The 19,406-nt window shown below is 58.7% G+C and carries 18 protein-coding genes; 10 read left to right on the top strand and 8 right to left on the bottom strand.

Features of this window, described 5'->3' with window-relative positions:
- Positions 1 to 402 precede the first annotated feature (402 nt).
- Entirely contained in the window at positions 403 to 1,377 is a 975-nt protein-coding gene (locus tag KZH41_RS23180; RefSeq protein WP_263273799.1) for a hypothetical protein, read from the top strand.
- Positions 1,378 to 1,446: 69 nt separating this feature from the next.
- On the opposite strand, the gene KZH41_RS23175 is transcribed toward KZH41_RS23180, so the two are convergent.
- Genes KZH41_RS23175 through KZH41_RS23155 form a run of 5 tightly spaced genes read right to left on the bottom strand, consistent with a single transcriptional unit; the run spans position 1,447 to position 6,965 of the window.
- Complete coding sequence (locus tag KZH41_RS23175; RefSeq protein ID WP_094949556.1) at positions 1,447 to 2,175, bottom strand: alanyl-tRNA editing protein; 729 nt, start codon at positions 2,173 to 2,175, stop codon at positions 1,447 to 1,449.
- Between the two features lie 2 nt (positions 2,176 to 2,177).
- A complete protein-coding gene (locus KZH41_RS23170; protein ID WP_263273798.1) occupies positions 2,178 to 3,170 on the bottom strand; it encodes a serine O-acetyltransferase in 993 nt (330 codons plus the stop codon).
- A gap of 37 nt (positions 3,171 to 3,207) precedes the next feature.
- Entirely contained in the window at positions 3,208 to 4,122 is a 915-nt protein-coding gene (locus KZH41_RS23165; protein WP_094949558.1) for a PLP-dependent cysteine synthase family protein, read from the bottom strand.
- Positions 4,123 to 4,137: 15 nt separating this feature from the next.
- The gene (gene moeB / locus KZH41_RS23160) at positions 4,138 to 6,036 is read right to left on the bottom strand and encodes a molybdopterin-synthase adenylyltransferase MoeB (RefSeq protein ID WP_094949559.1); all 1,899 of its coding nucleotides are present in this window, start codon (positions 6,034 to 6,036) and stop codon (positions 4,138 to 4,140) included.
- A gap of 35 nt (positions 6,037 to 6,071) precedes the next feature.
- The gene (locus tag KZH41_RS23155; protein WP_176462902.1) at positions 6,072 to 6,965 is read right to left on the bottom strand and encodes a DMT family transporter; all 894 of its coding nucleotides are present in this window, start codon (positions 6,963 to 6,965) and stop codon (positions 6,072 to 6,074) included.
- A 160-nt stretch (positions 6,966 to 7,125) separates the two neighbouring features.
- Here KZH41_RS23155 and KZH41_RS23150 point away from each other — a divergent pair, with 160 nt between their 5' ends.
- Complete coding sequence (locus KZH41_RS23150; protein ID WP_094949634.1) at positions 7,126 to 8,550, top strand: PLP-dependent aminotransferase family protein; 1,425 nt, start codon at positions 7,126 to 7,128, stop codon at positions 8,548 to 8,550.
- Between the two features lie 99 nt (positions 8,551 to 8,649).
- Here the strand turns inward: KZH41_RS23150 and KZH41_RS23145 are convergent, their stop codons facing one another.
- On the bottom strand, positions 8,650 to 9,468 hold the full coding sequence (locus KZH41_RS23145) for a pyruvate, water dikinase regulatory protein (RefSeq protein WP_094949561.1): 819 nt from the start codon (positions 9,466 to 9,468) through the stop codon (positions 8,650 to 8,652).
- A 178-nt stretch (positions 9,469 to 9,646) separates the two neighbouring features.
- On the opposite strand from KZH41_RS23145, the gene ppsA reads away from it, so the two are divergent.
- The 8 genes from ppsA (at position 9,647) to KZH41_RS23105 (ending at position 17,786) form a co-directional block, all read left to right on the top strand.
- The gene (gene ppsA, locus KZH41_RS23140; protein WP_094949562.1) at positions 9,647 to 12,022 is read left to right on the top strand and encodes a phosphoenolpyruvate synthase; all 2,376 of its coding nucleotides are present in this window, start codon (positions 9,647 to 9,649) and stop codon (positions 12,020 to 12,022) included.
- A 106-nt stretch (positions 12,023 to 12,128) separates the two neighbouring features.
- Entirely contained in the window at positions 12,129 to 13,118 is a 990-nt protein-coding gene (locus KZH41_RS23135; RefSeq protein ID WP_263273797.1) for a lysophospholipase, read from the top strand.
- A gap of 230 nt (positions 13,119 to 13,348) precedes the next feature.
- The gene (gene rraA / locus KZH41_RS23130; RefSeq protein WP_263273796.1) at positions 13,349 to 13,840 is read left to right on the top strand and encodes a ribonuclease E activity regulator RraA; all 492 of its coding nucleotides are present in this window, start codon (positions 13,349 to 13,351) and stop codon (positions 13,838 to 13,840) included.
- A gap of 25 nt (positions 13,841 to 13,865) precedes the next feature.
- Positions 13,866 to 14,861: a zinc transporter ZntB gene (locus KZH41_RS23125; RefSeq protein ID WP_263273795.1), complete on the top strand. Its 996-nt coding sequence runs from the start codon at positions 13,866 to 13,868 to the stop codon at positions 14,859 to 14,861.
- An 86-nt stretch (positions 14,862 to 14,947) separates the two neighbouring features.
- Positions 14,948 to 15,193 carry a hypothetical protein gene (locus KZH41_RS23120; RefSeq protein ID WP_005790375.1) on the top strand — a complete coding sequence of 82 codons (246 nt, stop codon included), beginning with the start codon at positions 14,948 to 14,950 and terminating at the stop codon, positions 15,191 to 15,193.
- Positions 15,194 to 15,195: 2 nt separating this feature from the next.
- A complete protein-coding gene (locus tag KZH41_RS23115; protein WP_003175519.1) occupies positions 15,196 to 16,020 on the top strand; it encodes a mechanosensitive ion channel family protein in 825 nt (274 codons plus the stop codon).
- An 87-nt stretch (positions 16,021 to 16,107) separates the two neighbouring features.
- Positions 16,108 to 16,698 carry an RNA polymerase sigma factor SigX gene (sigX, locus tag KZH41_RS23110; RefSeq protein ID WP_083357325.1) on the top strand — a complete coding sequence of 197 codons (591 nt, stop codon included), beginning with the start codon at positions 16,108 to 16,110 and terminating at the stop codon, positions 16,696 to 16,698.
- A 107-nt stretch (positions 16,699 to 16,805) separates the two neighbouring features.
- Positions 16,806 to 17,786 (top strand): OmpA family protein, encoded by a 981-nt coding sequence (locus KZH41_RS23105; protein ID WP_263273794.1) that lies wholly within the window; start codon positions 16,806 to 16,808, stop codon positions 17,784 to 17,786.
- A 60-nt stretch (positions 17,787 to 17,846) separates the two neighbouring features.
- Here KZH41_RS23105 and KZH41_RS23100 read toward each other — a convergent pair whose 3' ends face one another.
- Together KZH41_RS23100 and KZH41_RS23090 are read right to left on the bottom strand one after the other, a co-directional pair.
- Positions 17,847 to 18,539: an SAM-dependent methyltransferase gene (locus KZH41_RS23100; RefSeq protein WP_412548782.1), complete on the bottom strand. Its 693-nt coding sequence runs from the start codon at positions 18,537 to 18,539 to the stop codon at positions 17,847 to 17,849.
- 284 nt (positions 18,540 to 18,823) lie between these two features.
- A complete protein-coding gene (locus KZH41_RS23090) occupies positions 18,824 to 19,399 on the bottom strand; it encodes an ANTAR domain-containing response regulator (RefSeq protein ID WP_263273793.1) in 576 nt (191 codons plus the stop codon).
- Positions 19,400 to 19,406: the final 7 nt, after the last annotated feature.

The following is a 19,406-nucleotide window of genomic DNA, read 5'->3' as shown; positions in this document are numbered from 1 at the left end:
CAGTCAGTCCTGCAGCGTTCAGGTTCAGGGGCGTGGTGGGGAGTGAGCTTAGCTGCCGCACGAATGCCCCACCGAGAAGGATGGGCGCTGTTTTCGTGAGTCAGGGGCAACGCGGCGTTGCTGGCGGGATTGTACGTTTCTGAATGTTACAAGCACATAAATTTGCTGTCAGTTCCCTGTACGAACTGCGTCTAAGGGGTGGGTGTTTCAGCTGCGCGCCCGTTACGCAAGCCGCCAGACATAGCCGTTTTTTTGCCTATGAAACAAATAGCTACTCACACTTCCTACAGCCTCGGAACCCTCTTTCAGATATATGCCAATCAGGTAAGCAGACGGCTTGCAACTGCAGGCCTCTGGTAATCGGCAATTGCGAATTCAATACCTGAATCTGGGAAGGTAACTATGACTAGCGTAAACACTCGGCCAGCCCCCTACACCGTTGGCTATGAAGAACCGCAAAAAAACCCGGCGCCCATCCGCTACCAAGACAGCGCCAACGCATCTGGACAGTACGGCACCCCGGCCGATTCGGCACCTCCCCGTGCCCCAATGACGCCCGAACAGCGTGGTCCGTTTTCGAGTCGCAACAGAATCGTTCACTCGCAGCAGTCACAGGGCGCAGGTTCAGCAGGCCAGTTAGCAGCGCTGACTCAAAAAAATAACGAGCTTCGTGCCAAGCTCCAGGGGTTTTCCGCCGAGGTCAGGCCGCAGATCCAGAACCTTCAAAAGCAAGTCGTCGACCTGACTCAGCAACTCAATACGCCAGACAAAGCCACTCAGGGCACCTCAAATGAGCCTGGCGGCACGCTGCAGAACCGTTCCGCAGGTGAACAGGGCGTTGCGCCATCAAACGATTTGCCGTCCACGCAAGACGCATCAGGTACTGAGCCTGGCCAGGGTCAGAGCCTTGAAGAGTTGAACCGTGAGATCAAAGAGTTTCGCAAGGACATTTTAAGTTTGTTTGGGGAGCTCAAGACGGCGATTCAACAACTGCAAGAGCAAATCCAGACGTTGACTCAACGCATCGATACGCTTGGCACTGCTCAAACCCCGCCACCTTCTGGGCCGCAGGATACCGTTGAGGCTGACTCTTCACCCCAACCACTGGCGGCCACGCCTGATGACGCACCGTCGCCCGCAACTGATGAGGTACCGGCCCCCGCGACTGATGACGCAGCGGCCCCCGCGACTGACGAAACGCAGGCCCCGAGCAATGAGCCAGAAGCGTCTGCTCCTCGCGGTATTGAAGCGCTCATGCAGGAGAACGCACAGCTTCAGGCCGGGCTTGATCAGATGGACGTTCAGTTCAAAGCAGTGGTTTCGCAGCTCCAAGAGCAGATCAAGGCGTTGAGTAAGAAAATCAGCGAGCAGAAGTAGTAGGGCTTGGCATCGCATCAGCCAGCATGGGGCACCCTCCCCATGCTTGAGCGTGCTGGCATCAAGCTTTCACTCAAACCGCAGAATCACCCGGCGGTTGTGTTTGCTCTTCTTCTCGATCTTCTCGCAGAACACTCGGCCGATTTCCTCGGTATTGATCACATGGGTGCCGCCGCAGGGTTGGATATCAATCCCGGTAATGTCGATCACCCGTACCGAGCCTTGGATCACCGGCGGTGCAACTGCCTGGGTGCGCGTGATCTGCAACAGGGTTGAATACTCCGAGGCCGGCATCGACAGCGTTTTTACTGCGTGGGCCTGTTCGATCAATGCATTGAGGTCGCGGGTGATGCTGTCTTTGTCGAGGGTCATTTCCGGTAGGTCGAAATCCAGTCGACCCTTGTCCGCGCTGATGCTGCAGCCGGTGACGGGCGCATCAATGATCGAGCACAGCAAGTGCAGGCAGGTGTGCATCTTCATGTGCTGGTAGCGGCGCTCCCAGTCCAGGCTCGCATCCACCTGCACCCCGGCGGTCAACTGCTCAGGGCAATGTTCCACCTGATGCCAGATGATTGAGCGCAGCACCGGGTCGCGCACGGTGCCGACCACCTCGACACGCGTGCCATCGGCCAGGGTGAGGTAGCCGGTGTCTCCCGGCTGGCCGCCGCCGGTGGGGTAAAACAGCGTGTGCTCTAGGGCGATGCCGTGTTCGCTGATGGCAATCACCCGGGCGCTGAAGGCGTTCTGGTAGGGCGCGCTGTCGAACAGCGCCAGGGTTTCCATGGTGTGCACGGACATGTTCAACCTCCGACAGTCAGTGGGCTGGCTTGCAGCAGGTGGCGCACCATCGCGCTCAAGCCAGGGGGGGAGAGCAGGGTGATTTCAAATTCCGGCCCGCAGACTTTCAGGTTCAGCGGCAGGCGTGGCAGCTGTTCGCCGATGTCGAGGCGACACAGGCGAAATTGCAGGTGGTGGCGCTCTTTCACCGTGGGTTCGAGCATCAGCCCCTTCAAAGGGTGAAAGTCGGCGTCCAGCACCGTGACCTTGTGGCTGGCGCTGACTTCGCCGACTACGTGCAAACGCTCATCCAGGGCGAAGGCGCCGAGGTAGTTGCTGTGGTCGGTTTCGGCGTTTTTCTGCAGCTGGACCTGGTTGACCACCTTGACCTTGGTGCCTGCCGGCACGTCCTGGGTGATGACACACGAGGGGCTGATAAAGACGTTGTCGCCGATCAGCACATACCCCAGCACCCGGGCGCCGGAGCCGACTTCGACATTGTTGCCCAAGCGAGGGTGGCGTTTGCCGTCCGGGTTGTTGGCAATGCCCCGGGCGCCGAGGGTGACGCCGCAGAGGATGTAGCAGTCGTTGCCGATCTCGCAGGTTTCGCCGATCACCGTGCCGTAGCCATGGTCCAGCACAAAGCGCCGGCCGATACGCGCTGCGGGGTGAATCTCGGCGCCGGAATGGATTTTGCCCTGGTTGCTGAGCTTGAGGGCGATGCGCGAAAACATGCCGTTGGTCTGGTCAGGAAAATTCCACACTAAGTGCGCGAGGCGGTAAAACAGCACCGCCTTGAACGAGGCGTAGGATTCCAGGATCAACTCGCCGCGCCCGCGTGATGCCGGGTCGCGATAGGCGTAGGCGATCAAGTCTTCAGCCACCGCCTGGGCGGCGTTCTGGATCAGCGGCGCCAAGTGCGGTTCCAACTGCTTCATCTGCGCCGGCGTCAGGGTCTTGATGAGGTGGGTGAGCAACTCATCGTGCAGCTGTTGCATGTCGATAAAGCCTCCCATGGAGGCACCCCCGCATTCTGGATGGTTGGGAAACCGGTTATTCGAAACTGGGCAGGTAGCTGTCAGCATTGTCATAGACCATGGTCAACACCACCGTTTCGGGCGGCAGTTCGGGGGCGAGTTGGGCGATGGCGACCATGTTGGCGGCCGAGGACAAGCCCAGGCTGATGGCGTCGGTACGCATGATGCGTTTCATCATGTCGATGCACGCCTGGCGCGAGACCTTGAGCATGCCGTCGATCACGTTCACGTTGAGAATGCTCGGGATCAAGCCAATCGACAGGCCCTGGATATGGTGCGGCGCGTGCTGGTCTTTCAGCAGGTCGCACTCCTCTGGCTCCACGCCCATGACGCGCATGGCCGGCCAGGCGGCCTTGAGGGTTTCGCCTATCCCGGTGATGTGGCCGCCGGTGCCGATGCCGCTGACGAAGTAGTCCACGCGCCGCTCACCGAAGGCGCTGAGGATCTCCGGTGCGGTGGTGTCGCGATGGGTTTGCGGGTTGGCGCGGTTGCGTTGCTGGTTGAGCATCACGTAGCTGGGGTTTTCCAGCTGCAGTTCCATGCACTTTTCGCCGTGGGAGTTGTTCCCCAGGCGGCTGTCCGACAGCACCACCTTGGCGCCGTACAGGCGCAGCAGTTTCTGCTTTTCGGGGCTGTAGTTGTCGGGGATCACCAGTACCACTTTGTAGCCCAGTACGTTACCGGCCATCACTAGGCCGATACCGGTGTTGCCACCGCTGGGTTCGATGATGGTTTGCCCGGAATCACGCATCAACACGCCCCGGCGCTCGGCGTCGAGGATCATGCCCAGAGCGATGCGCGCCTTGTGGCTGCCTCCGGGGTTGAGGGATTCCAGCTTGGCGTAGACCTCGATGCCGAGGTCTTCGGAAAACTGCGCCAGACGCACAATCGGCGTATGGCCGATGACGTCGAGAATGGAGTTATGCAACATCGGTCAGCCCTCGGCTCAGTACAACGGCATGTCGGGTTCGACGTCGCGAACCCAATGTTTCATGCCACCCTGCAGGACCTTGGTGTTGGCAAAACCGGCGGCCAGTAAGGTACTTGCGGCTTGCTCGGCACGGGTGCCGGCGTAGCAGATCAGGTAGTGGGTGTTGTCGCGGCTGAGGCTGTCGAGTTGCCCATCCAGTTCGGCCAGGGGGATATGCACCACGCCCGGCAATTTGCACACTTCCAGTTCGCTGGCATCGCGCACATCCAGCAACACGTCGGCGCTGCGGTGGTGGTCGAGCACTTGCTTGAGCACGCGGGGCTTGATGTAGCGTTCTTCGGCCAGGGTAGGTTGGCTCGGGATGGCATCGGCGCAGACCGCTGGCGCCACGGTTTCGCTGTGGCGCAGCTCCGAGCAGCACGGGCAGTCGGCGCGGCGCTTGAAGCGCACTTCGCTGAACTTCATCGCCAGTGCATCAAAGCGCATCAGCCGACCGGACAACGGCTCGCCAATACCGATCAGCAACTTGATGGCTTCGGTGGCCTGGATCATCCCGACCACGCCCGGCAATACGCCGATCACGCCACCGGCGCTGCAGTTGGGCGCCAGTTCGGCCGGCGGCGCTGATGGGAACAGGCAGCGGTAGCACGGCCCACCCTTATAGTTGAGCACGCTGATCTGCCCGTCGAAGCGGTAGATGGCGCCGTATACCAAGGGCTTGCCGAGTTGTACGCAGGCGTCGTTGACCCGATAACGGGTGTCGAAATTGTCGGTGCCGTCGATCACCAGATCGTAGGCGCCGACCAATTCCAGGGCGTTGTCGGCATTGAGCGCGGTGTTGTGCGCGTTGATCTGGATGTGCGGGTTGAGGTCTTGCAGGCGCTGCTTGGCGGACTCGACCTTGGGCATTCCCAGGGTGCTGTTGCCGTGGACGATCTGGCGTTGCAGGTTGCTGCTTTCCACCACATCAAAGTCCACCAGGCCCAGGGTGCCGATGCCGGCCGCCGCCAGGTACAGGCTGATGGGCGAGCCCAGGCCGCCGGTGCCGATGATCAATACCTTGGCTTTTTTCAGGTTCAACTGACCTTCGCGGCCGACACCTGGCAGGGTGATGTGGCGTACGTAGCGTTGTACCTCTTCGTTGCTAAGGGCGGCTTCGTTGCTAAGCGCCGTTTCATTGCTTAAGCCCTCGACGTCCATGCCGCCGGAGGTAGCGAGCAGCACTTCGATTTTGGCCTTTGCCGGCAAGGGCTCGTCGGCGCCGATCAGTTCTTCCTCGGCAGTGAACAGGAAGTGTTCCTTGAGCTGGTTGTTCTTCTCGTGAAACAGATGGGCTCGTAACTGTGGGTGGCTGCTGCAGAGGTTTTCAATGACTTCGCGCAATGTCGATCCGGTGCTCTCAAGGGTCGATTCCGGCAGCTTGGCCACGCGAACCAGAATATCGGGGAAAGAGACAGCGTTCATGGACAACTCCGTGTGCAGGTCGTTGAAGGGTTGAGGAGCGAAATGCTTGCCATCCCAGGCAAACAGCTTTGAGCCCAGGGCGTGGCCCTGGCGAACGTCCACCACCAAATAGCTGACGGGGTAGATCGGCTCACCCAGGAACAGTGCCTTGTCCTGGTCTTCGTCACTGAAATAGGCGCCCACATCCGGGTGCGAGTGATAGATCACCATCACCGGGTTCTCACTGCGAAACGCCTTGTTCATCAGTAGGGTGTCAGCCACGGAAAAGGTGTAGCCGTTGGCCGCGCTGCGCGGGTACATCTCGGGGTTCTTGCGGTGCAGCTCGTTCTGAATATTGCTGCCCAGGTACACGCTGCCGTCGGCGAATACAAAACCACAGCATTCCTCGGGGTAGCTGCGGCTGGCGTGGGCGTAGATCTGTTCCAGGGCTTCGGGGCGGAGGACGTCCATGTTTCTCTCGCGTTGCTGGGTGAGGGGTGGAAGGGTCAATTTTTCTTGGCCAGGAGTTTTTCAACCGGCAACTTGGTGATCGCAAAACCGGCCAGCAGGATGGCCGAGTACAGCATCAAGTCGCGGGAAATTTCCACGCCTTCGTACCAGGCGCCGATGATCACCGCGAACACCGGGAAGATGATGAATACGAACGACAGAATGATCGGGCTCAAGCGCTTGAGGAGCATGAAGTACACGATAAAGCCGCCCACCGATGCCACCAGCCCCAGGTAGAACAACGCGCTCCAGGACCGCAGGGTGATGTTTTCGAAGGTCGGCGTTTCAAACCACAGGCCGGCCACGAACAGCATCAACCCGGCAATGCCGATGGGCAGGGTGTTGTAGGTGATCACGCTGATGGCGCTGCCTTTTTGCTTGGTGATGACATAGCACAAGGCATGCATGATCGCGGCGGTCAGAATCGCCAGTACTCCGAAGAACTCGGCGTGGTCCAGGTGCAGGCCCTGGCTCTTGATGATCATGTAAAGGCTGCCGAAACCGATGCCGATGCCGACCACCTGGGAAAAGTAGATGCGCTCACGCAGGAACAGCGCGGAAAAGATCAGGATGAACACCGGCATGCAGCTGAACAGCAGCGCAGTCAGGCCGGACGAGACATGCATCTCGCCGTAGTTGAGCAGGTAATAAGGAACGCTGAAGTAGGAAAGGGTCACGAAGACGAAAAACCAGCGGCTTTCTCGCGGGAACAGAATCGGCTCGCGTCGCACCAGGGCAAAACACAGGAATAGCGGGAAGGCGATCAAGAAACGCAGGCCCGCCGATGTCAGCGGTGGCACGCTTTCGACGGCGATCTTGATCCCCAGCCACGTGGTACCCCAACTCAGGCACACGATAAGAAACATCATGCTGGTGACCAAGCCGGCCAACCACTGTTTCTGAGTTTTTGTTTTTGTTGTGTTTTCAAGAACGGCGGACATTGGCATCGTTTATTGCTTCCCTGAGCCGGAATTGAACTCTATATTGACTGTGTATTAAGTTGTTTCATTCGGTGATTGAACCCGTAAAAGCACACTATTAGGGCGAATGATGACTGTCAAAACAAATATTGACATGGTGTCAATTATGCGTGAGGGGTTGTCTAGCGGTCAGGGCGTGAAGTACAAGCGCCTGTCCGATGTGATGGAGCGGGGCATCCTCGAAGGCTTGATTGAACCCGGACGAAAACTGCCGCCCCACCGGGTGCTTTCCGACAATCTGGGTGTGACCATTGGCACCATCAGCCGCGCCTACGGTGAGTTGGAACGCCTGGGGTTGGTGGTGGCGCGGGTGGGTGACGGCACATTCGTGCGCAAGCGTGGGATGGAGCGCCAACGCGATGAAGGCTTTCGCAACGTCAGCGAGGAGCCACGCCATTACTTCGACATGAGCCGTAACATGCATATTCCTGGGCTGGAGACGGTGTTTCTGGCCCAGAGCTTCCAAACCTTGTCGACCAATACCAAGTTCCTCCAGGACATCAGCGCCTACACCCCGGATGCCGGGTTGCCGCGCTACCGTGAGGCTGGGGCGCAATGGCTGGTACAGCGTGATTTTCATCCGATTCCGGAGCAGGTTATCTGCGTCAATGGCGGCCAGCATGGCTTGCTCTGCGCGATGATGGCGTTGCTGCGGGCGGGCGATACGGTGGTGACCGAGCAGCTTACCTATCCTGGGCTGATCACGGCTGCGCGCATGCTCGGCGTGCGGCTGATCGGCCTGGAGATGGATGACGAAGGCGTGCTGCCGGGCGCGCTCGATGAAGTCTGTCGTAATCACCGGGTGTCGGCGTTGTACTGCACGCCTACCATCCAGAACCCGACCACGGCCGTATTGTCGGTCGCGCGCCGGGAAGCCCTGGTTAAAGTGTGCCGCGAGCACAACCTGCTGATTCTTGAGGATGAAGCCCACGGCGTATTGGTAGAAGACCGGCCGCCGCCCCTCAGCCATTTCGCGCCTGAGCGTACGATTTTGATCAGCAGCCTGAGCAAGGCAGTGTCCGCCGGCTTGCGGGTGGGCTATGTGCATGCGCCACCGGCGCTGGTCAGCCGCATTTCGGCGGCCTTGCGCTCGACCTGTTGGATGGCCACGCCGGTCACCCTGGAACTGGCGACCCAGTGGATCGAAAACGGCACGGCAGAGTACCTGCTACGCCAGCAGATCAGCGAAATCAGCCGCCGTAAAATCTTGGTGCAGGACCTGTTGGCGGGCCTGGAATACCGCACTCACCTTAATAGCCCGCACTTCTGGATTGAAGTACCGGAGCCTTGGCGCGCGTCGGAAATCGAGGCGGAGCTCAAGCAGAATAATTACCTGATCGCCACCGCCGAAGCGTTTGCCGTAGGACAGACGGCAGTGCCGCAATTTATTCGGGCGAGTATCTGTAATACGTCGGGGGATGATCAGTTGTTGCGGGCGGGGTTTGATGCGCTGGCGACGGCGTTGGGGCAGGGTGGGGACAGGTTTCACCTGTAGACGCCGGCTCTTTGTGACGAGCGGGCTTGTCGTGGCAAGCCCGCGGGCCACAAATAAGTTGCTCAGCCCGCTTGCCACAGGAAATTCATAGTCGTTGGCTTATTTGAAGCGCCGCTCCACACCTTTCTCCACCAAAATCTTCGCCGAAATCTCTTCCACCGAAAAATGCGTGGAATTGATGTGCGCAATATTCTCGCGACGGAACAGATTTTCCACCTCGCGTACTTCGAACTCGCACTGGGCGTAGCTCGAATAGCGGCTGTTGGGCTTGCGCTCGTTACGGATGGCGGTGAGGCGGTCCGGGTCGATGGTCAGGCCGAACAGCTTGTGCTGGTGCGCGCGCAGGGCGGCCGGCAGCGTCAGGTGTTCCATGTCGTCCTCGGTCAGCGGGTAGTTGGCCGCGCGAATGCCGAACTGCATGGCCATGTACAGGCACGTCGGCGTCTTGCCGCAGCGGGACACGCCCACCAGGATCAAATCGGCTTTGTCGTAGTAGTGAGTGCGGGCGCCGTCATCATTGTCGAGGGCGAAGTTCACCGCCTCGATACGCTCCATATAGTTGGAGTTGTGCCCTATGGAATGGGACTTTCCTACGGAATAGGAGGAGTGTTCACTCAGCTCCTGTTCCAGCGGCGCCAGGAACGTGGAGAAAATGTCGATCATGAAACCATTGGAGGTTGCAAGGATCTCACGGATGTCTTGATTGACGATGGTGTCGAAAATGATCGGCCGAAAGCCGTCTTTTTCAGCCGCCAGATTGATTTGTTGTACCATGGCCCGCGCTTTATCCACGTTGTCGATATAGGGCCGCGTGAATTTGGCGAAGGTAATGTTTTCGAACTGTGCGAGCAGGCTCTGACCCAATGTTTCGGCTGTGATGCCGGTGCCGTCGGAGATAAAGAAAGCAGATCGTTTCATTTGAGCCCTAGGCCTTAAGCTGATGGCGAATCTTGGATATGATAGGCGCGATTTTGCCGTCCCGCAGTGGGCCGCATTCTCACTTATTTTCCAGGTCCAGGCCACAAGCGCTGGCGTTTGCTCCTACTGAGCCGCCGGCGTCCTGAGCTTTTCCAACACAGAAAGTGGAGAGATCACCTTGGTAGAGTACGTAGTTTCCCTCGATAAGCTCGGCGTCCATGATGTAGAGCATGTGGGGGGCAAGAACGCATCCCTCGGCGAGATGATCAGTAATCTTGCAGGCGCTGGTGTCTCGGTGCCCGGTGGTTTCGCCACCACGGCTCAGGCTTACCGCGATTTCCTCGAACTGAGCGGCCTCAATGCTCAGATTCACGCCGCGCTGGACGCCCTGGACGTCGATGACGTCAATGCCCTGGCCAAGACCGGTGCCCAGATCCGTAAATGGATCATGGACGCCGAGTTCCCCGAGAAGCTCAACGAAGAAATCCGTACCGCCTTCGCCACGCTGTCGGCCGGTAACCCGGACATGGCCGTCGCCGTGCGCTCCTCGGCCACAGCCGAAGACTTGCCGGACGCCTCTTTTGCCGGCCAGCAAGAAACCTTCCTGAATATCCGTGGCGTCGAAAACGTAATCCGCGCCGCCAAGGAAGTGTTTGCCTCGCTGTTCAACGACCGCGCCATTTCCTACCGCGTACACCAAGGTTTCGACCACAAACTGGTGGCTTTGTCTGCCGGCGTGCAGCGCATGGTGCGTTCGGAAACCGGCACCGCCGGCGTGATGTTCACCCTGGACACCGAATCGGGCTTCCGTGACGTGGTATTCATCACCGGCGCCTACGGCCTGGGCGAAACCGTCGTACAAGGCGCGGTCAACCCGGACGAATTCTACGTTCATAAACACACCCTTGAGGCTGGCCGCCCGGCCATCCTGCGCCGCAACCTGGGCAGCAAGGCCATCAAGATGATCTACGGCGACGAGGCCAAGGCCGGTCGCTCGGTTAAAACCGTTGAAGTCGACAAGGCCGAGCGCGCGCGTTTCTGCCTGACTGACGCTGAAGTCAGCGAATTGGCCAAACAAGCGATGATCATCGAAAAGCACTACAAGTGCCCGATGGACATCGAGTGGGCCAAGGACGGTGACGACGGCAAGCTGTACATCGTGCAGGCGCGGCCTGAAACCGTGAAAAGCCGCACCTCGGCCAATGTCATGGAACGTTATTTGTTGAAAGAAACCGGCACCGTGCTGGTGGAAGGCCGTGCTATCGGCCAGCGCATCGGCGCCGGCAAGGTGCGGATCATCAAGGACGTGTCCGAAATGGACAAAGTCCAGCCAGGCGACGTGCTGGTCTCCGACATGACCGACCCGGACTGGGAACCCGTGATGAAACGCGCCAGCGCCATCGTCACCAACCGTGGCGGGCGTACGTGCCACGCGGCGATCATCGCCCGTGAGCTGGGCATTCCGGCGGTCGTCGGTTGCGGCAATGCCACCCAGCTGTTGAAAGATGGCCAGGGCGTGACGGTATCCTGCGCTGAAGGCGACACCGGTTTCATCTTTGAGGGTGAACTGGGCTTCGACATCAAGCAAAACTCCATCGATGCCATGCCTGACCTGCCGTTCAAGATCATGATGAACGTCGGTAACCCGGACCGTGCCTTCGATTTCGCGCAGTTGCCGAACGCTGGTGTGGGCCTGGCCCGTCTGGAGTTCATCATCAACCGCATGATCGGCGTGCACCCCAAGGCCCTGCTGAACTACGACGGCCTGCCGCCGGACATCAAGGAAAGCGTCGACAAGCGCATCGCCGGTTACAACGACCCGGTGGGCTTCTACGTCGAGAAACTGGTGGAAGGCATCAGTACCCTGGCGGCGGCGTTCTACCCGAAAAAGGTTATCGTGCGCCTGTCGGACTTCAAGTCCAACGAATACGCTAACCTGATCGGCGGCAAGCTTTACGAGCCGGAAGAAGAAAACCCGATGCTGGGCTTCCGGGGCGCCTCGCGTTACATCAGCGAAGCCTTCCGCGATTGCTTCGAGCTTGAGTGCCGTGCCCTCAAACGCGTGCGCAATGAGATGGGCCTGACCAACGTCGAAATCATGGTGCCGTTCGTACGCACCCTGGGCGAAGCGAGCCAGGTGGTCGACCTGTTGGCGGAAAACGGCCTGAGCCGTGGCGAAAACGGCCTGCGCGTAATCATGATGTGCGAACTGCCGTCCAACGCCATCCTGGCCGAGGAGTTCCTGGAATTCTTCGACGGCTTCTCCATCGGCTCCAACGATCTGACCCAGCTGACCCTGGGCCTGGACCGTGACTCAGGGATCATCGCCCACCTGTTTGATGAGCGTAACCCTGCGGTCAAGAAGCTGCTGGCCAACGCCATCCAGGCCTGTAACAAGGCCGGCAAGTACATCGGTATCTGCGGCCAAGGCCCTTCCGACCACCCTGACCTGGCCAAATGGCTGATGGAGCAGGGCATCGAAAGCGTCTCGCTGAACCCCGACTCCGTACTGGAAACCTGGTTCTTCCTCGCAGAAGGCCAAGCGTCCGCCTAAGGTCGACGCGTCAAAAGTGCCGGTCACTCGCCAAGGGTGACCGGCATTCTTATCTGTACTGGGCGGAACTCCTTACGGACGCCGCCCTTTTTTGTGCAAGAGCATTATGCAAAGCAGCAGCAACCTGTTTCCCGTCGCCCTGATCAGTGCTGAACGTCGCGGCGACCTGAGTGAAGATGTGTACCGCCTCAAACCCGGTAACAGCCCAGACGGCACCGTCGAGTTGGCCGTGACCCGTTTGGGCCTGGCCGATGTCCCGGAAAACCGGGGCACGCCGGTCATTTTGTTGCATGGCAGTTTTTCCAATCGGCGTTTCTGGTACTCGCCCAAAGGCATCGGCCTGGGCGCTTACCTGGCGCGCCAGGGGTTTGATGTGTGGATCCCGGAAATGCGCGGGCATGGTCTTTCCAAGCGTAACCAGGACTACGCCAGAAATCGTGTCGCCGACTACGCGCGTTACGATTTACCGGCCATTGGTGCGTTTGTGCGTGAGCAAAGTGCGCAAATTCCGCATTGGATCGGGCATTCCCTCGGCGGCACCGCCTTGGCGGCGGCCCTCGGTGGTCAACACCTTGGCGCGCCGGCAGTGGCCTCGGTGGCGCTGTTTGGCTGCCAGGTCAGCCGTACCCATTGGCCGTTGAAAATTCCACCGGTGGAGTGGACCAGCCGTTTGCTCTTGAAACGCTTTGGCGAAGTGTCGGGCACGCGGCTTAAGCGCGGTCCCGAGGACGAGCCGGCGGGCGTGATGATTGAAGCCATGCGCTGGAATGGCCTGTTCGGTCGCTTTGGCGATGGAAAGCAAGATTGGTGGAAAGGCCTGGCCGACGTCGACGTACCGCTGTTGGCGGTGAGCGCGGCGGGCGACCGGCAGGATCCGGATTGGGCGTGCCGCAAGTTGTTTGAGCAGGTCGGTTCCGAGCATCGCCAATACCTGTGCCTGGGGCGCCAGCAGGGCTTTAGCGGTGATTTCGGGCATGTCGAGATGCTGGTCAGCAAAGCCGCCCAAGCTGAGGTGTGGCCGATGGTGGCGCGATGGTTGAAAGATCCGCTGACACCTTTAACCGGGGCACACGCCGAAGTACTTGCAGGGGTTTGAACAAGCGCTCTACCAAGGGCGTTTCACTCGGGAGTGGTTGCGGCTAAGATATGACGCGTTAAACGCTTCTGGTCATATTCAGTCGCGCAGTGCCTATTGCGTTGCGCCGAGGTGAGTCTGATCATGGCGGCCGCCAACGGGTGAACCCTTAAAGAATGCCTGTTGCGCCACGTTTTTCTGATGTACACCGTGGGATGTTCGACCTCTTTTTTGACGACAGGAGTTTCTCGATGAACCATTACGTGACGCCCGACTTGTGCGACGCCTACCCCGATCTGGTGCAGGTGCTTGAGCCGATGTTCAGTAATTTCGGCGGCCGAGACTCCTTTGGCGGCGAAATCGTCACCATCAAATGCTTCGAGGACAACTCCCTGGTCAAGGAGCAGGCCGACCAGCCGGGCGCCGGCAAGGTGCTGGTGGTCGATGGCGATGGTTCCCTGCGTCGCGCGTTGCTGGGCGACATGATCGCCGAGAAAGCCGCCAAAAACGGTTGGGAAGGGCTGGTGATCTACGGTTGCATCCGTGATGTCGATGTCATTGCCCAGACCGACCTGGGTGTGCAAGCGCTGGCGACGCACCCGATGAAAACCGACAAGCGCGGTATTGGTGATTTGAACGTGGTAGTGACCTTTGCCGGCGTGACTTTCCGCCCGGGTGAGTACATCTACGCCGACAATAATGGCGTGATCGTCTCGCCAAGCCCGCTGAAAATGCCTGAATAAACCGCAGTAACCGATAGGGGTGAGGATGTTCGAGGAAGAAAACGCGCAATGGGGGCTGGTGCATGCCCTGGTGCTGGACGGTAAAGGCGGTGCGCGTTCGATTGCCCGGACTGAGCTCGACGACTTGCAACTGCAGCCCCAGGAAAGCCTGTGGCTGCATTGGGATCGCAGCCATCCTCAGACCCAGACCTGGCTGCGCAAATCCAGTGGCTTGAGTGAATTCGCTTGCGACTTGCTGCTGGAGGAAAACACCCGCCCGCGCCTGTTGCCGCTGCCGGATGCGCAATTGCTGCTGTTTTTGCGTGGGGTCAACCTCAACCCGGGCGCCGAGCCCGAAGACATGGTTTCGGTGCGTATCTTTGCTGCGGCCAGTCGCGTGATTTCTCTGCGCTTGCGCCCGCTGCGCGCCACTGATGAGCTGCTGGTGCAACTGGCAGACGGCAAGGGGCCAAAAACCGCGTCGGAACTCATCCTTTATATGGCGCAGTACCTGACCAACAAAGTGCAGGATCTGGTCACTGATTTATCCGAAATCGTCGATTTTGAGGAAGAAAAAATTGATACCGACGAACGGTATACTCCGGAGCATGGCAGCGTTTTGCAGATCCGTCGGCGAGCGGCGGGCCTCAAGCGTTTCCTGGCCCCACAGCGGGATATTTTTGCCCAACTGACGCGGATCAAATTGCCGTGGTTCTGTGACGACGATGCCGACTATTGGAATGAATTACACAACAGCCTGACCCGCTACCTGGAAGAGCTCGAATTGGCTCGGGAGCGCGTGGGGCTTGTACTTGAGGCCGAAGACCGGCGCTTGAGCGTGCGCATGAATCGCACCATGTACCGCTTCGGGATCATCACTGGGATCTTCCTGCCGATGAGTTTTCTCACCGGTTTGCTGGGTATAAATGTGGGCGGTATTCCGTTCTCCGCCAGCCCGTATGGCTTCGTGATTGCGTGCCTGATGATGGTGGCCGTTGCGTTGGGGCAGTGGTGGTTATTTCGACGATTGCGCTGGTTTTGACCTGAATGTGAGCTGAACGTACCAAGGGGCCCATGTGACCCCAAGAATTTAACCCTCGTCTTTTAAATCACTTGCGAGAGGTCTTTATGCACGATCCGTTCGAACAGTCTTTGCGTGACATGCTGAATGCTTCGCCGTCCAACCGGGACGACGATGCCTGCCTGGGCCGCGTGTTGAAAACCGCCAACCGTCAGGTAGGGGCGGGAGACCTGTTCGGTCTGCTCGGTCGTTGGTTGCCGGCGTTGATGATGGCCCTGAACAATGGTTCGGCCCACGTCTCGCCGGTTTCCCGTCGTAAACCTCTTGCTCGCACTGCTGATAAGGCTGATTGAATATGGAACTTGATCTCTGGACCCAGAGCCTGGTCACTGCGATGACCGCATTGTGGACCAAGGTGGCGAATTTCATTCCAAACCTGTTTGGTGCTCTAGTCTTGGTATTGCTGGGCTTTGTCGTGGCCAAGTTGCTCGACACCCTGCTGTCCAAATTACTCGCCAAACTCGGTCTGGACCGCTTGATGGCAGGCACCGGCCTTACCAAGTTGTTGGGCCGTGCCGGGTTGCAAGTGCCGATCTCGACCCTGATCGGGAAGATCGTCTACTGGTTCGTTCTACTTATTTTTCTGGTTTCTGCGGCTCAGTCCCTTGGACTTGAGCGAGTTTCAGCTACGCTCGATATGCTGGCGCTGTATTTGCCGAAAGTGTTCGGCGGCGCGCTGGTGTTGCTGGTAGGCGTTTTACTGGCGCAATTAGCCAATGGGCTGGTGCGCGGGGCGGCTGAAGGCGTGGGTCTGGACTATGCTGCGGGCCTGGGGCGAATCGCCCAGGGGCTGGTGATCATCATCAGTATTTCCGTCGCGATCAGCCAGTTGGAGGTCAAAACTGACCTGCTCAACCACGTGATTGTGATTGTTTTGATTACCGTTGGTCTGGCCGTTGCGTTGGCCATGGGGTTGGGAAGCCGGGAAATTGCCGGTCAGATTCTTGCGGGAATCTATGTGCGTGAGCTGTATCAGGTTGGGCAACAGGTGCGTGTGGGCGAGGTCGAAGGGCAAATCGAAGAGATCGGTACCGTGAAGACAACGGTGCTGACCGATGACGGTGACCTGGTGTCACTGTCCAACCGGATTCTCCTCGAGCAGCAGGTCAGTAGCCGCTAACCCGGAAAATCCTGCTAATGTACGCCGCCGCAAACCCGGGTGACCGGGCTGTAGCGGACATTGACCTGACTGTCGGCACGACTTGTTTTGAATAAAGCCCAAACGCTGTCCACGCGCTATGACCCCCGTGAGCTCTCTGATGAGGAGTTGGTCGCGCGCGCACACACGGAGCTGTTTCACGTAACACGCGCGTACGAAGAATTGATGCGCAGATATCAACGCACTCTGTTCAACGTTTGTTCAAGGTATTTAGGGAACGATAGAGATGCGGATGATGTCTGTCAGGAAGTGATGCTCAAGGTGCTGTACGGCCTGAAGAACTTCGAGGGCAAATCGAAGTTCAAAACATGGCTCTATAGCATCACGTACAACGAGTGCATCACGCAGTATCGTAAGGAACGGCGAAAGCGTCGCTTGATGGACGCTTTGAGTCTGGACCCCCTTGAGGAAGCGTCTGAAGAAAAGGCGCCGACACCCGAGGAAAAGGGCGGACTTGATCGCTGGTTGGTGCATGTGAATCCGATTGACCGTGAAATTCTAGTGCTACGATTCGTCGCAGAGCTGGAGTTTCAGGAAATTGCTGACATCATGCACATGGGTTTGAGTGCTACAAAAATGCGTTACAAACGTGCTCTTGATAAATTACGTGAGAAATTTGCGGGCGAGACTGAAACTTAGTGCGTGGCAAATATCTCTTACGTGTAGGCAAGTTCTGTTAGACTTGTCGCCGAGTTGTCCCCCGGTTTGTGGGACTGTTTTACAATCACCAGATGGGGATTTAACGGATGAAACTGAAAAACACCTTGGGCTTGGCCATTGGTACTCTTATTGCCGCTACTTCTTTCGGCGCACTGGCACAAGGCCAAGGCGCAGTTGAAGGCCAGCTGTTCTACAAAAAGCAGTTCAACGATAGCGTCAAGCACATCGAAGACGGCTACAACCCTGGCGCCAGCATCGGTTACTTCATTACCGACGACGTGTCGGTTAACCTGAACTACGACACCACCAACCACACCCGTTCGAACGACGGTACTGGTAACCAGAAGATCAAAGGTGACACTGGCAGCGTGACTGCTCAGTACCACTTCGGTCAGGCCGGTGTTGACTCCCTGCGTCCATACGTAGAAGGCGGTTTCGGTCACCAGAGCCGTACCAACGTTAAGGTCGACGGCCACAGCGGTCGCGATCAGTCGACCCTGGCTATCGCTGGCGCTGGTGTGAAGTACTACTTCACCAACAACCTGTTCGCACGGGCTGGCGTTGAGTCTGACTACAACCTGGACAACGGCAAGTGGGATTACTCCGCACTGGTCGGCCTGGGCGTAAACTTCGGCGGTAACGCTGGCGCAGTTGCTCCAGCTCCTACCCCAGCACCAGCACCAGAGCCAGTTCCAGAGCCAGAAGCTCCGGTTGCTCAGGTTGTTCGTGTTGAGCTGGACGTTAAGTTCGACTTCGACAAGTCGGTTGTTAAGCCTAACAGCTACGGCGACGTGAAAAACCTGGCCGACTTCATGGCTCAGTACCCAACTACCATGGTAGAAGTTGCTGGTCACACTGACTCCATCGGTCCAGACGCCTACAACCAGAAGCTGTCCCAGCGTCGTGCTGACGCTGTTAAGCAAGTCCTGGTTAAAGACGGCGTAGCTCCTAGCCGTGTTACTGCGGTAGGTTACGGCGAATCCCGCCCAGTTGCTGATAACGCAACTGAAGCTGGCCGCGCTGTTAACCGTCGCGTAGAAGCGTCGGTTGAAGCTCAAGCTCAGTAATTACTGAGTGGTAGAAAAAAGCCCGGCTTAGGCCGGGCTTTTTTTCGTCTGCAATTTGTCTCAAGCGCTGGCTGACACCGCAACCCGGGCCGCCTGATCAGTGGCGGCCACACGGCCGATCACCAGGATAGCCGGGCTCTTCAAGGCCAACGCCTGAGCATCCGTATGCATGTGTGCCAGTGTGCTGCGGTATTCGCGCTGCTGGGGCAGCGATGCATTTTCGATCATCGGCACCGGCATATCCGCTGCCATTGCGCCATCGAGCAGTTGCTGACGAATCTCCTCAAGCTTCGCCACGCCCATATACACCACCACCTTCGTTCCGCCCTCGGCCAGTGCACGCCAGTTCAGGCTGCTGTCGTCTTGGGTATGTGCCGTGACCAGCGTTACGCCTCGGCTGATACCGCGCAACGTCAGTGGAATGTCGCAATTTGTGGCCCCCGCCAGGCCCGCCGTAATCCCGTTGACCCACTCCACCGACACACCGCGTTCGCGCAGCCACATGGCCTCTTCGCCACCACCAGGCCGCGCTGCTGAGTGGTCAAGTGCAGTTCGGCGGCAATCTGCACCGCCAGTGGGCCCAACAGGTACCAGACCATGAAGCTCAGGTCGAAATACAGGAACGCGGCAAACAGGGTCGGGGTGTGCCCGGATTCCCAGAAGCTTGATTTCATCACGCACCTCAACGGTTGGGAGTCTTGTAAGAAAGCCGGGTGATGGAACAGCCGGTTCAGGCCGCCCCACCGGCCCCATGCGCTGGGGCCAAAACGAAAAAACGCCGCCACCGGGTTTGCGGGGGCAAACCGGATGGGCGACGTCTTTGTCGTAGAAGGGGCAACCGTCGTTGGTTACCTGTGGTGAATGCTCAGCAAGAGCTGCGCCAAAACGCACTGATCATTCCCACGCTCTACGTGGGAACGTATCCGGTGACACTCTGCGTCACCTATGCAAAACGTACGGCGGATGGCGGGACGCGGAGCATCCCTGGTGGCATTCCCACGCGGGAGCGTGGGAACGATCCTTGGTGCTGCGCCAGATCAGCCTAGCAACTCACTCATGGCGATAATCTGCTCCGCCACCTGGATCAGTTTCTGTTGGCGGCTCATGGCCTGGCGGCGCATCAGCGTGTAGGTTTCTTCTTCATTGCAGTGCTTCATTTTCATCAGCATGCCTTTGGCCAGCTCGATGCGTTTGCGCTCGGCGAGTAGCTGATCACGGGCCTGGAACTGGGCGCGCAGAGCCTGATCGCTTTCAAAGCGGGGCATGGCCACGTCCAGGATCGGCTGCAGACGCTGGGCCTGGATGCCTTCGAGGATGTAGGCACTGACGCCGGACTTGATCGCCCGGCGCTTTACGTTCGGGTCGTGCTCGTCGGTAAACATCACGATCGGCCGTGGTTGATCGCGGCTGACCAGCACCACTTGCTCCATGACGTCGCGCCCGGGTGACTCGGTATCGATCAGGATCACGTCCGGACGCACCGTTTCGACGCGCGCGGGCAGGTCGATGGTCAGGCCGGATTCATCGATGACCTCGAACCCGGCCTCGGTCAGCGCGGCTTTGAGGCGCCCGACTTTGCGCGGGGTATCGTTGATCAACAGGATTCGCAACATATCATTC

This window comes from Pseudomonas sp. YeP6b (genome assembly GCF_025642995.1).
GTDB lineage: Bacteria > Pseudomonadota > Gammaproteobacteria > Pseudomonadales > Pseudomonadaceae > Aquipseudomonas.
This window is presented reverse-complemented; position numbering and strand designations above follow the sequence as displayed.

What these genes read in the sequence shown, in the direction of transcription:
- KZH41_RS23090 (WP_263273793.1), bottom strand. Translation starts at nt 19,399, where the DNA reads ATGTTGCGAATCCTGTTGATCAACGATACCCCGCGCAAAGTCGGGCGC.
- KZH41_RS23105 (WP_263273794.1), top strand. Translation starts at nt 16,806, where the DNA reads ATGAAACTGAAAAACACCTTGGGCTTGGCCATTGGTACTCTTATTGCC.
- KZH41_RS23180 (WP_263273799.1), top strand. Translation starts at nt 403, where the DNA reads ATGACTAGCGTAAACACTCGGCCAGCCCCCTACACCGTTGGCTATGAA.
- rraA (WP_263273796.1), top strand. Translation starts at nt 13,349, where the DNA reads ATGAACCATTACGTGACGCCCGACTTGTGCGACGCCTACCCCGATCTG.
- moeB (WP_094949559.1), bottom strand. Translation starts at nt 6,036, where the DNA reads ATGGACGTCCTCCGCCCCGAAGCCCTGGAACAGATCTACGCCCACGCC.
- KZH41_RS23135 (WP_263273797.1), top strand. Translation starts at nt 12,129, where the DNA reads ATGCAAAGCAGCAGCAACCTGTTTCCCGTCGCCCTGATCAGTGCTGAA.
- KZH41_RS23100 (WP_412548782.1), bottom strand. Translation starts at nt 18,539, where the DNA reads ATGGGGCCGGTGGGGCGGCCTGAACCGGCTGTTCCATCACCCGGCTTT.
- KZH41_RS23165 (WP_094949558.1), bottom strand. Translation starts at nt 4,122, where the DNA reads ATGTTGCATAACTCCATTCTCGACGTCATCGGCCATACGCCGATTGTG.
- KZH41_RS23150 (WP_094949634.1), top strand. Translation starts at nt 7,126, where the DNA reads ATGACTGTCAAAACAAATATTGACATGGTGTCAATTATGCGTGAGGGG.
- KZH41_RS23115 (WP_003175519.1), top strand. Translation starts at nt 15,196, where the DNA reads ATGGAACTTGATCTCTGGACCCAGAGCCTGGTCACTGCGATGACCGCA.
- KZH41_RS23170 (WP_263273798.1), bottom strand. Translation starts at nt 3,170, where the DNA reads ATGGGAGGCTTTATCGACATGCAACAGCTGCACGATGAGTTGCTCACC.
- KZH41_RS23145 (WP_094949561.1), bottom strand. Translation starts at nt 9,468, where the DNA reads ATGAAACGATCTGCTTTCTTTATCTCCGACGGCACCGGCATCACAGCC.
- KZH41_RS23125 (WP_263273795.1), top strand. Translation starts at nt 13,866, where the DNA reads ATGTTCGAGGAAGAAAACGCGCAATGGGGGCTGGTGCATGCCCTGGTG.
- KZH41_RS23175 (WP_094949556.1), bottom strand. Translation starts at nt 2,175, where the DNA reads ATGTCCGTGCACACCATGGAAACCCTGGCGCTGTTCGACAGCGCGCCC.
- KZH41_RS23120 (WP_005790375.1), top strand. Translation starts at nt 14,948, where the DNA reads ATGCACGATCCGTTCGAACAGTCTTTGCGTGACATGCTGAATGCTTCG.